Origin of the sequence: Roseimaritima multifibrata (assembly GCF_007741495.1) — a bacterium.
GTDB classification, from domain to species: Bacteria; Planctomycetota; Planctomycetia; order Pirellulales; family Pirellulaceae; genus Roseimaritima; species Roseimaritima multifibrata.
This window is the reverse complement of the sequence record NZ_CP036262.1, coordinates 1,406,821-1,420,872: the sequence shown is the minus strand read 5'-3', so window position 1 is coordinate 1,420,872 and position 14,052 is coordinate 1,406,821. Positions and strand designations below refer to the sequence as shown.

General features: G+C 55.9%; 10 protein-coding genes. 8 read left to right on the top strand and 2 right to left on the bottom strand.

The features are described 5' to 3' along the window. Together FF011L_RS05340 and FF011L_RS05335 are read left to right on the top strand one after the other, a co-directional pair. Positions 1-1,038, top strand: coding sequence for a putative zinc-binding metallopeptidase (locus tag FF011L_RS05340; RefSeq protein ID WP_145350647.1), 1,038 nt, complete (start codon positions 1-3; stop codon positions 1,036-1,038). After that, entirely contained in the window at positions 1,035-2,063 is a 1,029-nt protein-coding gene (locus FF011L_RS05335; RefSeq protein ID WP_145350646.1) for a D-alanine--D-alanine ligase family protein, read from the top strand. Before FF011L_RS05340 ends, FF011L_RS05335 begins: the two co-directional genes overlap by 4 nt. A 167-nt stretch (positions 2,064-2,230) precedes the next feature. On the opposite strand, the gene FF011L_RS05330 is transcribed toward FF011L_RS05335, so the two are convergent. Further along, complete coding sequence (locus FF011L_RS05330; RefSeq protein WP_145350645.1) at positions 2,231-2,791, bottom strand: TPR end-of-group domain-containing protein; 561 nt, start codon at positions 2,789-2,791, stop codon at positions 2,231-2,233. 173 nt (positions 2,792-2,964) lie between these two features. Here FF011L_RS05330 and FF011L_RS05325 point away from each other — a divergent pair, with 173 nt between their 5' ends. From FF011L_RS05325 to FF011L_RS05305, 5 genes are all read left to right on the top strand, one after another. After that, positions 2,965-3,819 carry a fumarylacetoacetate hydrolase family protein gene (locus FF011L_RS05325; RefSeq protein ID WP_145350644.1) on the top strand — a complete coding sequence of 285 codons (855 nt, stop codon included), beginning with the start codon at positions 2,965-2,967 and terminating at the stop codon, positions 3,817-3,819. Between the two features lie 121 nt (positions 3,820-3,940). After that, complete coding sequence (locus FF011L_RS05320) at positions 3,941-5,536, top strand: aldehyde dehydrogenase (NADP(+)) (protein WP_145350643.1); 1,596 nt, start codon at positions 3,941-3,943, stop codon at positions 5,534-5,536. A gap of 112 nt (positions 5,537-5,648) precedes the next feature. After that, positions 5,649-7,571, top strand: coding sequence for a hypothetical protein (locus FF011L_RS05315; RefSeq protein WP_145350642.1), 1,923 nt, complete (start codon positions 5,649-5,651; stop codon positions 7,569-7,571). 11 nt (positions 7,572-7,582) lie between these two features. Then, on the top strand, positions 7,583-8,641 hold the full coding sequence (locus FF011L_RS05310) for a PA0069 family radical SAM protein (protein WP_145350641.1): 1,059 nt from the start codon (positions 7,583-7,585) through the stop codon (positions 8,639-8,641). Positions 8,642-8,995: 354 nt separating this feature from the next. Beyond that, positions 8,996-10,177: a M16 family metallopeptidase gene (locus tag FF011L_RS05305; protein ID WP_145350640.1), complete on the top strand. Its 1,182-nt coding sequence runs from the start codon at positions 8,996-8,998 to the stop codon at positions 10,175-10,177. 1,253 nt (positions 10,178-11,430) lie between these two features. Here FF011L_RS05305 and FF011L_RS05300 read toward each other — a convergent pair. After that, on the bottom strand, positions 11,431-12,885 hold the full coding sequence (locus tag FF011L_RS05300; RefSeq protein ID WP_145350639.1) for a bifunctional folylpolyglutamate synthase/dihydrofolate synthase: 1,455 nt from the start codon (positions 12,883-12,885) through the stop codon (positions 11,431-11,433). Between the two features lie 158 nt (positions 12,886-13,043). Here FF011L_RS05300 and FF011L_RS05295 point away from each other — a divergent pair, with 158 nt between their 5' ends. Beyond that, on the top strand, positions 13,044-14,051 hold the full coding sequence (locus FF011L_RS05295; protein WP_145350638.1) for an ABC transporter ATP-binding protein: 1,008 nt from the start codon (positions 13,044-13,046) through the stop codon (positions 14,049-14,051). The last annotated feature ends 1 nt before the right edge of the window (position 14,052 follow it).

Sequence of the window (14,052 nt, the reverse complement as noted above, 5' to 3'; positions counted from 1 at the left end):
ATGGCAGTAAACAAGCAAACGATCCACGTGAATGACCTGGATTCGATGTCCGATGCCGAGCTTTTGGAAACGCGGATTTGCGACCTTCCTCTGTCGCTTGAAGAATCGAACCTGACCGATCGGATCGACCAGATCAACGAGGAACTAGCCCATCACGACATCCGCCATCAGCCGCACTATTGGCTAAGTGACGAGTGGTACTCGCCGTCCGGTATCCCGGGGATCGCGATCCCGTTTTACCTCGCCCATCCCCGACTCTCCAGACTGGAACGGCGTCAGTTGCTGGAGGTTGAAGGGGGCACTCAAATGGAATGCCTGCGGATTCTAAGGCATGAAACAGGACACGCGATCGATACGGCTTACCGGCTTTCCTCTCGACCGACGTATCGCAAACTGTTCGGGGATCCAACGCGGCCCTATCCAACGCACTACCGGCCGCAACCCTACAGCAAAAAACACGTTCTGCATCTGGACCTTTGGTATGCCCAGTCGCATCCGGTCGAAGATTTTGCGGAAACCTTCGCCGTCTGGCTGCGGCCCAATGGACGGTGGCGCCATCGCTATCGAAACTGGCCGGCTTTGAAAAAATTGCTTTGCGTCGAAAAGATGATGGAAGACATCGCAAGCAAAAAACCGGCGATCAAGACGCGTCAAAAACCGGATCCGATCCGTCGCATGACCAAAACATTGGGCCAACACTACGAAGCGAAACGCGAAGCCTACGGACTAAACCGCCCTCGTTTTTACGACCACGACCTTCGAAAACTATTTTCCATCGATCCCGTCCACCGACGGAATATGACGGCCGCACGGTTCCTAACGAATATCCGGTCTGAAGTTCGCAGCAGCGTCGCGGAATGGACCGGTTTGTATCAATACACGATCGATCAAGTCCTTAGCGAAATGATTTCTCGGTGCCGTGAACTAAAATTAAGAGTCGGAGATCACCCTGACCAAACGAAACGTGACGCAACCATTCTCTTGACGGTACAGACAATGAACTACTTGCATGCTGGCAAGCACAGGATTGCGTTATGAGTAAAGCGACGCGAGTTCTGATGCTGGTCCGCGACGGACATGTCCCCCCTGAAACGACGGAAGGCTTCAGCGAAAAAGAAATCGATGCATGGAAAGCCGAATTCGATGTCGCTGACACCTTGAAATCGATGGGGCACGAAATCCTGCCTCTTGGAGTCTACGATGACTTGGCACCGATCCGCCAAGCGATCCAAGAATTCCAACCCGACATTACCTTCATGCTACTGGAAGAATTCCACGGCGTCGTCACGTACGACCAAGCGGTCACCAGCTACCTTGAATTGATGCGGCAGCCCTACACCGGCTGCAATCCACGCGGCTTGTTGCTTTCCAAAGACAAATCGCTTTGCAAAAAAATCCTGACCTATCACCGGATCCCCACGCCCAAGTTTGCGGTCTTTCCGATTGGCCGCCGCATCCGCCGACCACAGCGACTGCCTTTCCCGCTGTTCGTCAAATCGGCAACCGAAGATGCGTCGCTGGGAATTTCACGAGCTTCGATCGTCCATAGCGATGAAGCCCTGGTTGAACGAGTGAAATACCTGCATGGGCTGACAGGCGGAGACGTGATCGCCGAACAGTACATCGATGGCCGCGAACTCTATGTCGGAGTGATCGGCAACGAACGATTGCAAACGTTCACCACCTGGGAATTACTCTTCTCGAAAACTCCGGCCGATCAACCCAAAATCGCGACCCGGAGCGTCAAGTGGAATCGCAAATACCAAGAGCGTCATGGGATCGAAACCAAGGCTGCCGAAAACCTGCCCGAAGGAGTTGCCAAGCGAATCCCTTCGATCTGCAAACGGGTCTACCGAGCGTTGGGCATGAGCGGGTATGCCCGCATGGACCTGCGAGTCACCGAGGATGGGCAGATCTACGTCATCGAAGCAAACGCCAATCCCAATATCGAATTCGGCGAAGACTTCAGCGAGTCGGCCGAAAGCAGTGGTATCTCTTATGAAAAACTGCTGCAGCGAATCATTAACCTAGGGCTAAGCTACAAAGCACCCTGGCAAGGTTAGGTTGAGGCGAAACGGGAAAGCCGATGCAGTCGGTGCTTTTTGGCAAGAAGATGGGGGCAAGAAAATAAATCCCCGCACGGCCGACAAGTGCCAGCCGGTTACAGCGACGTGTCGCTACCGGCTTCCGTATTTTCTTGCCCCCATTTTCTCGCCAGACATCGCGGCGTTTAGATCACGTACTGATTGATGACCTGAAAGGCGGGGTCGAACCGGATCGGATCGAAGTCTCGCTCGGCATCGACTTTGCGACGCAATTCTGGATCCAGATCGAGCGCCCATTCCAGTTCGGTGACCGCTTCATCCGTTTCACCCTGTTGCGCCAGATAACACGCAAGGTTGAAATGGAGTCCAGGACTGTCCGGGGTATAGTACAAGCCACGCGTGACCGCGGTGACCGCATTTTGAAGACGTCCCGACCGTCGCAGGGACCACGCCAGGGCGACCCAAATTTCGGAACGTTTCGGTTCCAACTGGGCGGCTCGTAAAAGATGCCGCGAGGCAGCTCGGTATTTGCGTAAAATCCGCAGAGCTTGTCCCATGACAAACAATCGACGCCATGCATGCCCGCTATCAACAGGTGAGTTTCCTGCGATCCGAAGAGCTTTGATAGCTAACCGATCTCGCAATGACCGTCGTAGGCCCCATTTACTGGCGACCGACGTAATTAACTGCAAATAGCCTTCAGCCGTCTCAAGTTGTCGGCGACCCTGAAAGCGATTGTCGTTCATCGTCAAACGGTCCGTATAAGTGTGCGGTTGATGTGTTCCAAATCCGCCAAGACTCTTCGAGCCCCCATTCTACCGGCAACCCCGCCCGAGAACAGGCGGAAACTATTCAATCCCGTTCCCGGCGGCCGCTGCACACCTGCAAAATGCCGCAAAGAAAGGTTATCCTGGCATTTATGAAAATTGCAAAATATTTAGACGACACCGGAATTGCCGCAGTCGGACGGATTGATGAGCAGACACTTGTGCCTCTGGATCTTAAGGCAAAGGGGCTGCAACGATTGTCCGACCTGCTGGACGAACCCAACCCCAGCGAAACGATTCGGTCGCTACCTTCGGGAACACCGATTCCACTTGCCAATGTTTCTTGGCTGCCACCGATCGATGACCAAGAAGTCTGGGCAGCGGGCGTCACGTATCGCCGGAGCCAAACGGCGCGGATGGAAGAGTCGACCGCTGCAGCTTCATGTTACGACCGCGTTTATACCGCCGATCGTCCGGAACTGTTTTTCAAGGCGACCGCCAGCCGAGTCCGCGGGCACCAACAACCGCTGCGAATCCGCAGCGATGCAACCTGGAACGTACCGGAACCTGAAATCACCCTGATTCTTTCCAGTCAATTGAAGATCGTTGGTTACACGATCGGCAACGACATGAGCTCACGAGACATCGAGGGTGAAAACCCGCTTTATCTGCCTCAAGCCAAATGCTACGACGCTTCGGCGGGTCTTGGCCCCTGGTTAACGATCACGGACGAACTTCCTCAAGGCGAAGACCTGTGGGTCCGCCTTGCTGTCGAACGCCAGCAGAAAACCGTTTTCGAAGGGCGTACCTCTGCAGCCGAACTGGCGCGAGGATTTGAAGATCTGGTGAGTTGGCTGGGACGCGACAATTCCTTTCCCAACGGCGCTTTCTTGATGACCGGAACGGGAATCGTCCCCGACAGTTCGTTTACATTAAACGTTGACGACGTGGTCCATATCTCGATCAATGGTGTCGGGACCCTTTCGAATTCCATCATCCAAGGCTAAGTGGCCGCGACTTGATTACCCGTCACGATGCGGCAACTCGCTTGGGCTGGTCGCTTTAACGCAATACGCTAACCTCCCATTCGCATTTCAATCTTTCTCTAAGCAATAATAATTCACGCACATGGCTACTGAGACTAAACAGGTTCTGATTAATGGCTCTTGGCGCAATGCTGAACTGGCCGACGGAAAAACATTCCAAGCGACCAACCCGAACACGAACGAACCGCTTCCGGCGGTCTTTCCCGTAAGTGCTTGGAGCGACTGCGATGCGGCTCTGGAAGCTGCCGCAGCGGCGGCCACCGAACTTCGCCGCATCCCCCGCGAAAAGATCGCTGCGTTCCTAAAAGATTATGCCGATCGGATCGAAGCCGCCGCAGACACTTTGGTGGAAGCCGCGTTTAACGAAACGGGATTGGCTCGCAGCCCGCGACTGGGCGGCGTAGAACTTCCCCGTACCAGCAACCAGCTTCGCTTAGCCGCAGCCGCCACGGTCCAAGGCGACTGGGCCTCGGCCGTCATCGATACCGCCAGCGGCATCCGCTCTTGCTTTGAATCCCTTGGCCCTATCTGTGTGTTTGGGCCAAACAATTTTCCGTTTGCATTTAACAGCGTCGCCGGTGGCGATTTTGCAGCGGCGATTGCAGCGGGCAACCCGGTGATCGCCAAAGCCAATTCATCGCACCCTGAAACGACTCGACTGCTGGCCGAGCAAGCCTTTGCGGCGGCCCAAGCAAACGGACTGCCTGCAGCGACCGTCCAGTTGATCTATCGAACCGGACACGCCGATGGCGAACGGATGGTTTCGGATCCTCGCTGCGGGGCAACAGGCTATACGGGAAGCCGCAGCGCCGGCCTGGCACTGAAAGCGGCCGCCGACCGCAGCGGCAAACCGATCTACTTGGAATTGTCCAGCGTCAATCCTGTCGCCATCACTCCCGCTGCCCTCCAGCAGCGAGGGGCCGAGATCGCTGACGAATTCATGACCAGCGTGCTGATGGGAACCGGACAGTTTTGCACCAACCCGGGGATGGTCCTGCTGATCGAAGATCCCGCGACAGAAACCTTTGTATCGACCGTCACCGAACGCTTCGCAGCGGCACCCGCGGGAACATTGCTTTCGCCTGCAGTCGCAACTTCGCTAAGCAAAAGCGTCCAGATTTTGGTCGATGCCGGAGCCGAGCGATTGGCCGGCGATGGGAAAGCGGAAACCGACCGCTGTGCGGTATCCAACACCCTGCTGAAATGTTCGGCGGAACAGTTCTTAACCGATCCTGAAACCTTCCAAACCGAAGCTTTTGGGAACGCCTCTTTGCTGGTGGTGGCAAAAGACCTTGATCAGGCAACCTCCGTGCTGGACCAATTAGAAGGCAACCTTACCGGCTGCCTATACACAGCAACCGACGACAGTGACGAAGCGGCTTATGACCAACTGGCCTTCGCGCTGACACCACGCGTCGGACGATTGCTGAACGACAAAATGCCTACCGGTGTCGCCGTCAGCCCCGCAATGAATCACGGTGGCCCCTTCCCAGCGACCGGTCATCCCGGTTTCACTGCGGTCGGAATCCCCGCGGCGATTTCCCGGTTTGCCAAACTGACCAGTTACGACAACGTGCGTGACAGCCGACTGCCCGCATTGCTGGCGAACAAAAACCCAACCGGGTCGACTTGGCGGTATGTCGACGGAAATTGGCAACAAGGCGACGTCGCCGGTTGATCCTGATAGGAGCTTCCCAAGCGAGAAAGTTTTGAAACGCTTTCTCGTTTTTCACAGGCAGTCTCCTTCGATGCCGGACGTTACAACCACTGACGGGGTATATTAGGTCGCAATGAAAGAGATTCCTGAAGTATTGCGGATTGGCGATCGAATCGCAGTCCTGCCGGTCACCCACGGTAGCGGCGAGTGCTCCCTTGCCGTTCGCCGCTGGATGTTGGAGTACCGCTTTGACTGCGTGGCATTGCCTCTTCCAGAATCCTTTCGCGCACCGGTTGAAGAAGCGGTTTTACGATTGCCGAAACCGGGGATCGTGATCCAGAGAACAGCGCCACGGTACTCTGCCAATTCTCCGCAGCAATGGGCACAACCCGAATGGTCGGAATCGGCCGAATGGGAAACGCAGGAAGAGGAAGAACCAGAAAACGATCCGTACAGCTATGTCCCGATCGATCCCTGCCAACCGGTCATCACGGCCATTCGCTCGGCACTTGGCGAGCACATCCCGCGGGCCTACGTCGACCTAGAAACCGATCCGTTCCAGCCTCAGACCGCGATTCTTCCAGACCCGTTTGCACTAAAACATGTCTCGCCAGAACGTTATGCGGCAGCGATCCTCCCCAGCATTCCGCGCCCCCCGGACGGACAACCTCGTGACCGCCTGACTCACATGGCGGCACAGCTACACATCCTTTCTCAGCAGCATCAGCGCATCCTATTTGTCTGCAGCGTGCTGCACTGGCCTTGGATTCGAGAACTCTATCAGTCGAACCAAATTGAAACCACGCCCGGAGCCGCGGTGGAAACTCCGCAGAGTTACGACGTCGATCCACGTTCGCTAACGTTCCTGTTCGGTGAACTGCCTTTTATCACCGGGCTATATGAACGAGCTCGTGCGGAACTAGAGGACGACGAAAACCTATCGATCGATGGGCTGAAAGAACTGCTGCTCGCAGGACGTGACGCTTACCGCAAAGAATTCGGCAGGCGAGCCCGACCGACCACGCCGCTGCTGCTTTCGCAATGCGTCAAATACATTCGCAACCTGTCGCTGATGGGGCGACGCATGACGCCCGACCTTTACACGATCTTGACCGCCGCCAAACAGATCCTTGGCGACCCGTTTGCTTTGCACGTGGTCGAACAAGCGAGCGAATATCCCTTTTCCAGACCGCCAACCGGTGAATCGGTGGTTCTAGGAATCGACCAAGTTCGCTTTCCCGATGGCGAAGTCCATGATTTGGTCAATCGCTTGCCGGGTCCCGCAGCATTGTGGCGCACCATGCAACTGCAGCGGCGTCCGACTCGCGAGGAATCGGACAAGTGGAAGTTTTCGTGGAACCCGTTTCGGCAATGCAGTTTCCCTCCGGAAGACGTTCGCATCGAAAATTTTCGAGCAAGGATCTTTGACCGCGCGCATGCGATCATCGGCAACGACCTTGCTCGCACCGAAAAATTCACGACCAGCGTCAAAGACGGGATCGACATTCGTGACACGCTCCGTCACTGGTACGACAAACAGATTTACGTTCGCGTGAACCCGCCCACCCGAGGGCAACTGGATGCTTGCGTGATGCTGTTTGACAGCCCTGCAGATCCGCGCGACTACCCGTGGCGAACAACGTGGTTTGCGGAAAACGACAACGAATCGACGATGGCCTTTTACGCAACCGATTTCCGCCAGGAAATGGTCGGCCCAGGAATCGGATTGAGTGTGTACGGAGGTGCCCTATTCCTTTTCCCGCCGATGGTTATCCCCGATATCTGGACCGATCCCCGACTGGACTTTGTCGATTCCGTTGAAGAACGCCTGTTAGCGGCCGCTTGTATGTACGGACGTGGAAAACAGATCGCCTTGGTTTCCTCGCTGCCGCCCGGAGCGGGCTGGCGACGGCTAGCACGACGCTACAAAAAGCAACTGGTCCACGTTCCCCTTGCCAGTTTCAGTAGTGTCGAAGTGCAACAATTACGCATGGTCCACGTTCTTAATGGAACCGAAGTTCGCAGTTACGCAGCGGACTTTATTCGAAAAGCCTAAGGACGGATTTCATGCGTCATGGTTCGAACATTGATCCACCCAACCGTTTTCATAGCATCCATACCGAATCGGACTTCGAACAATTACACGAAGAGGATCCGCATCATGCGAACCATCTTCGCCGCCCGATTGAATACCTTCCCGATGATTCGCAGAGCATTGTTTCCAAGAACAATTCTCCCGACATTTCTTTTCAGTACAGCCTGAATCCGTACCGAGGCTGCGTGCATGCTTGTTCCTATTGCTACGCTCGACCGACTCACGAGTACCTCGGCCTAAACGCGGGGCTTGATTTTGAAACCAAGATCATCGTGAAGAAAGAGGCGGCTAGCCTGCTTCGCAGCTTCTTGATGCGCAAGGCCTGGGAACCTGCCCCGATCGTCTTCTCCGGCGTCACGGACTGTTACCAACCGGCCGAACGCGAATTCCAGCTCACCCGACAATGTTTACAGGTCGCTGCCGAATTCCAACAGCCGATCGGGATCATCACAAAAAACGCACTTGTGACTCGAGACATCGATTTGCTGGGCCCCTTAGCAGCCAAAGGATTGGCCAAAGTATTCCTATCGATCAATTCGCTGGATGCCGAACTGGCGCGAAAAATGGAACCACGCACCAGTACGCCGCTGGCCAGGCTAAGGGCAATGGAAGAACTGACTGCGGCGGGGATCCCGGTCGGCGTGATGGTTGCGCCCATGATCCCTGGATTAAACGACGACCAGATTCGCCCGGTACTGGAAGCCGCAAAGAAAGCCGGAGCGACCGCGGCCAATTATACGCTTCTGCGGTTACCACTCACCGTGGAACCAGTATTTGTGGAATGGTTGGAAAGAACCTTTCCCGATGCGGCTGAAAAAATTCTGGGGCGAATCGAGCAAACGCGTGAAGGCAAACTGAATCGCTCGGAATTCAATCAACGCATGTTTGGCAGCGGAGTCGTCGCCCAACAGATCCGGGCCTTGTTTAACGCGATGAGCAAAAAGCTGGAATTGCCGCGGCGATTGCCCAGCCTGGAAACCAAACATTTCCAGCGTCCCAGCACCGACGGCCAAATGCAGCTTTTTGAGTAGCCCAAAGCAAGGCGTCGCGTATCGCGAAGAGAATTCCTAATTCCTAGCGGCAGGACGCGAGCCCTCCGGCCCGTCGACAGCCCCTGCGTGCAAAAGGCCGGACGGCTTGCGCCGTTCCGCTAAGAAGGTGGGAACGAAAATTCCTTGCCGCGACTACCATCTATCCCAGGCTATGGAACCAACCTCTATTGGCAGATATAGTCAGGCTTCATCTATCTACGGTATTGCTTTGCCATAGCACCGAATTGCATTAATGATTGCACGAAAGGCGCTCTCTTGATCTCATCGACTGACTCCTCGTCACACACTCGATCCCACGTTTTCGAGAATGGGTTGACGCTGTTGGGTGAGCCTATGCCCTGGCTTCGAACCGCAGCGTTTTCGCTTTGCTTACCTGCCGGAGTCCAGCGAGAAACAGAGCATTTGGCTGGATTGTCGGGCCTCGTCTGCGAAATGGTTCAGCGTGGAGCGGGCAGCCGTAACAGCCGGGACCTAGCTGCCGTTCAAGATCACTTGGGGATGGATCGATCGGCCGGCGTTTCCACCGCACACGTCTCCTTTGGAGCGGCGATGCCAGCCGACTCGCTTGATTCGGCGTTGGAGATCTATGCCGATGTTTCCCGCCGGCCGCATCTCCCTGCGGACCAACTGGAAGACGCTCAAGCGGTCGCCCTGCAAGAACTGCACGCGATCAGTGATGAACCGACTCAGCGTGTGATGACATTGCTGAAAACCTTGCACTATGGCCCGCTGCTAGGAAGAAGCATCTACGGGTCCGAAAAGGGACTGACCGCGGTCACCTCCGATCATATCCGGAACTTCTACACTCAGTTCTATCAGTCCTCCGGAGCGATCTTGGCGATCGCGGGGAACTTTGATTGGGACAAAACGCTGGAACAGGTCGAACGGCTGTGGGGCGATTGGCAATCCAAACCACCGCAACCGATTCCCCCACAAGAAACTCCGCCAGCGCTCTACAAACACCTGCAACACGCTTCGCAACAAACCCATATCGCGTTCGCTTATCCAGCGGTTTCCTTTGGGCACAAAGACTATTTTGCTTTGCGAGCTGGGATGGGGGTTCTGAGCGACGGGATGAGCAGCCGATTGTTCGACCGTGTTCGTGAGCAGCGTGGACTGTGTTACTCCGTTTCGGCCGGTTGCCATTCGCTAAAAGGAATCGGCGGCGTTTTTGGGTATGCGGGAACGACCGTCGAACGCGCTCAAGAAACGCTTGATGTCACCCTGCGAGAAATCAAAGCGATTGTCGACGGAGTCGACGAGGACGAACTGCGACGCTTAAAGGTTCGCGTCCAAAGCAACTTGATCATGGAGCAAGAATCAAGTGCGTCGCGGGCTTCATCGATGGTCAGTGACTGGTACCACCTTGGTCGAGTCATGCCAGCACAGGAGCTGGAAGACCGAATTGAATCGATCACCAGCGACGATATCGTCCGCTACTGGAACGAACATCCGCCAACCAATTTCCGCATCGTGACCCTCGGCCCCAACCCGCTCTCCGTCGCCCAGGCCTGAGCCGCAGCCTCACTCCCGATGAAGGAAGCGAAACTTCGCAGGTAGCAAAGCCTGACCAGGACACTTCCCTGTGCCCTGCAACGGTCATCAGCCTGCACCTTTTTCCCGTTTGGGAGGGAAAGGTGCCGCCGCAGACTGGCACGTCATGTGCCAGAACTGTGAATCCCTCGAATCGGCTCAGCCGACTCTGGCACGAACAGCCCGTGGCCGCAGGCTGGTAATACTGGATCCACACAAGGCGGACTCGCGGAGGGCGCCCATTGCACTAACCTATTGCAAGCAAAAGGCTTATGCACTGGTGTCGTTTTCGACTTACCCCTTCGTGGAAACTCCAGAATATCGACGACGCCCCTCGGGTCAACTGAGATTGCCGCGAGGATCCAAAGGTTTTTAATGCTAGCGGAGGGGAAACCAACAATTCCCGCCAGTTGGTCCCCAAAGAAATTTTCTCGCATCGGGGAGGACGGTTGGCAACCGAGCCCAAGCAGGCAGTCGATTTAGCCCCCCAAACCAAAATTGTCGCCTTTCGCTCCGGGAAAGAACGCCCCCCCCTCAGAATGCGTCGTTCGCAGAGCGAAAGGGAACAAACTTTCCGGGCGTCAAAAACCAAAAGCATGAACAAACGCACAGAAAGAAGCGTGTGCGCTGGGTTCTCCGCCTCGGAGAGGCAGAGCTACGAAAAGCGGAGCTGCGTCACCGCCATCCACGGCACTGCATTGGCCCGTAGCAGAGTCTCTCCGAGACTCGTGCTTACTGATCTCTCCGCCTCGGGGGACGTGCGATTTATAAATGAAGTAAGTCTGGCTCCCCTCGCCCCTAAGCGAGCTCTTTGGCGCGGAAGAAATCTCTGCTAGCTCATTGCGTGATCTCTGCCTCTTTGTTTGATTTAGTGGAGCTTGCTTGGGGGAGAGGGGCTGGGGGGAGAGGGGGAGATTACCAGGCGGCGATTTTGCAGCGAAGACGCGTTTAACGCTTCGGATTCCAAGCGATTATGCAACGCCTTGCCCAACGCTGTCGGCCCCTCTCCCCCAGCCCCTCTCCCCCAAAACAAGCTTTTGAATCGTACTTAATTGAATTAGCTGGCGAACCGTTGATTCAGTATCAAACCTGTTTTAAACGAGCTTGTTTTGAGGGCGAGGGGAGCCAGACTTACTTCACCTATAAATCGCACGTCCCGAGAGGCGGAGCTACGAAAAGCGGAGCTACGACACCGCCATCCTCCCCCCCCGCGAAAGGCTACAAAAAACGATCCGCTATCCTTCGCGGATGCCGCGGGCTGGGACGTTTTGAGACCTACCGCTCACCAGCAGCGGACGCAGCTCTGCGGCGAGGAAAAAGGAGCCACACACGACGACCAATCCGTCGGGACCTGCTAATTGACTGGCTAAAGCCAGCCCCGTGACCGGATCGTCCTGCCGAACCCAATGAGACGATACGATTTCGCCGGAATCCCCCTGGGCGGCATTCTCCGACGCTAATTCCTCGCAAATGGCGAGCAATTTTTCCGGATTTTGCCAACGAGGATTCTCGTGAAAGCGAGTGATCACCAGATTTTCACAGACGGGCAGCAACCGTTTTAGCTGAGCTGTCGCGTCTTTGTCCTGGCTGGTGCCAAACAGGACCGCGACGCGTCGTCCGCCGCGTCTTCGTTCAATGACCTGCACCAATGCAGCGACGGAATCATCATTGTGAGCCGCATCCAGCAGCACCGTCGGGCTCCCCTGAAATCGCTCGATCCGAGCCGGGCAGAAGACGTTTTCCAACCCCGATCGCTGATCTTCCAAGGAAACGGACACGCTTCCTTTGGCGGCCAGGGCATCCACGATTGCCAAGGCTACCGCTGCGTTTTCGGCTTGATGTGCCCCTTCCAGCGGGAGACTCCAGGAACTCCGGTCGATTCCCCCCTCAAGTTTTGATGAATAATCGAACAGGATCCCCCAATCCTTGGCTTTCCCCTGTTCCGTCACCTTAAAATCTCGCTCGCGGACGAACAGCGGGGCTCCGACACTCTCTGCCACCTGATGAATGACATCCGCGGCCGGACCGGATGCGACTCCACTGATCGCCGGGATACCAGCCTTGAAAATCCCTGCTTTTTCCAACGCGATCTGCTCGACGCGTTCCCCCAGGATATGCTGATGGTCCAGGCCGACCGAGGTGAGAGCGGTGATTTCAGGCGTACAGACGTTTGTGCTATCCAGCCGCCCTCCCAGGCCAACCTCCAGGACGGCCGCCCGGCAACCGCTACGCTTAAAGTGCAGCAATCCAATCGCCGTTGTCAGCTCGAAGAACGTCACCGCTCCCTTGCCGTCTCGTTCCAGCCGCTCAGCGGCCTCTCGCACAGCGGCGACCAGCGAGACCAATTCGGGCCCCGCACAGGGCTTTCCATCGACTCGAAATCGCTCCCCCAGCTGATTTAAGTGGGGCGATGTGTACAGACCGGTGCGGACACCTCCGGACGTCAGCATGGCGGCGACCATCGTCGACGTGCTCCCTTTCCCCTTGGTCCCACCGATATGGACAATCACCAGGTCACGGTCGGGATTTCCCAGCTGGTTCAGCAAACTGCGCATTCGGGCCAACCGGAACGGATGCCCAGGATTGGCCACTCGTTCATAATTAATCTGCCCATACAGGTACTCCATCGCTTTCTGGAGCTCTGGATCATGGGGGGCCGGGGGGCCAAAAGGCTGCGATTCTTCGGACAATTTCAGGGACGCCTTGGCTGGGCAAACGAAAGGTAGAAAAAGAGCACAACGTTCCACGACCAGGGACCGAACCGTCCGGCCTGCCGCAGCGTATCATCGCATGAGTCTATTCTTTTTTTGTCATTGTCTCTCTATCGCCAACCGCGGAAAGAGTCGCCGTGGAGACTGAACAAGCATCCTCCGTCGCAGAATCCTCCCAATCAACCGCTACCAGTCGCGAAGTGGTGATTGAAACACGTAACCTGAGCAAGATATACCGGGACTTCTGGGGCCGGAAGAAGGTCCATGCGCTAAAAAGTTTGGATATCGAGGTCCAAAAAGGTGAAATCTTTGGACTTTTGGGACCAAACGGCAGTGGTAAATCGACCACGATCAAGCTGATCCTGGGCCTGCTATTCCCCACCAGCGGAAGGGTTCTGGTCTTTGACAAGGACGCCACCGAGACCAGCAAGAACGAACGGATCGGCTACCTGCCGGAAGAATCCTACCTCTATAAATTTTTGACCGCTGAAGAAACGCTTGATTTCTACGGCCGGTTGTTCAATATGTCGGCGGCCGAGCGAAAGAAACGGGTCAGCGAACTGATCAAGTTGGTGGGGCTGGAATCGGCTCGCCATCGTCAGCTTCGCGAATACTCCAAAGGGATGACTCGACGCGTCGGGTTGGCTCAGGCTCTGATCAACGACCCTGACCTGATCATGCTGGACGAACCGACCACCGGCTTGGACCCGATCGGAACGCGAGAGATGAAGGATTTGATCCTTAGTCTTCGCGACCAAGGGAAAACGATCCTGCTGTGCAGCCACCAACTGGCCGACGTCCAAGACGTTTGTGACCGCGTCGCGATTCTGCACCAAGGTGAACTGAAAGAAATGGGCCGCGTCAGCGATTTGCTGAAGGTTCAAGACGTTACCGAGGTTCACGCTCGCGGACTGACCGAAGAAGCCAAGACCGAAATCAAAGAACTGATTCAGCGTCACGGTGGCAAACTGGAATCGATCGATAATCCGACCGCAACGATGGAGGACCTATTCCTCAATATCGTTCGCGAAAGCGAATCCCGCCCTGGAGCTCGTCGCTTGTCGACGGCTTCCGAAACCGACGGATCGAATGAGTCGAACAAGAAGAGTAGTGATTCAGCCGATTCCAGTGGCGAGGGCGCTTAAT

Excerpts from the sequence above, each read along its gene's own strand:
- FF011L_RS05320 (WP_145350643.1), top strand. The coding sequence starts at position 3,941 with ATGGCTACTGAGACTAAACAGGTTCTGATTAATGGCTCTTGGCGCAAT.
- FF011L_RS05310 (WP_145350641.1), top strand. The coding sequence starts at position 7,583 with ATGCGTCATGGTTCGAACATTGATCCACCCAACCGTTTTCATAGCATC.
- FF011L_RS05330 (WP_145350645.1), bottom strand. The coding sequence starts at position 2,791 with ATGAACGACAATCGCTTTCAGGGTCGCCGACAACTTGAGACGGCTGAA.
- FF011L_RS05340 (WP_145350647.1), top strand. The coding sequence starts at position 1 with ATGGCAGTAAACAAGCAAACGATCCACGTGAATGACCTGGATTCGATG.
- FF011L_RS05335 (WP_145350646.1), top strand. The coding sequence starts at position 1,035 with ATGAGTAAAGCGACGCGAGTTCTGATGCTGGTCCGCGACGGACATGTC.
- FF011L_RS05325 (WP_145350644.1), top strand. The coding sequence starts at position 2,965 with ATGAAAATTGCAAAATATTTAGACGACACCGGAATTGCCGCAGTCGGA.
- FF011L_RS05305 (WP_145350640.1), top strand. The coding sequence starts at position 8,996 with ATGCCCTGGCTTCGAACCGCAGCGTTTTCGCTTTGCTTACCTGCCGGA.
- FF011L_RS05315 (WP_145350642.1), top strand. The coding sequence starts at position 5,649 with ATGAAAGAGATTCCTGAAGTATTGCGGATTGGCGATCGAATCGCAGTC.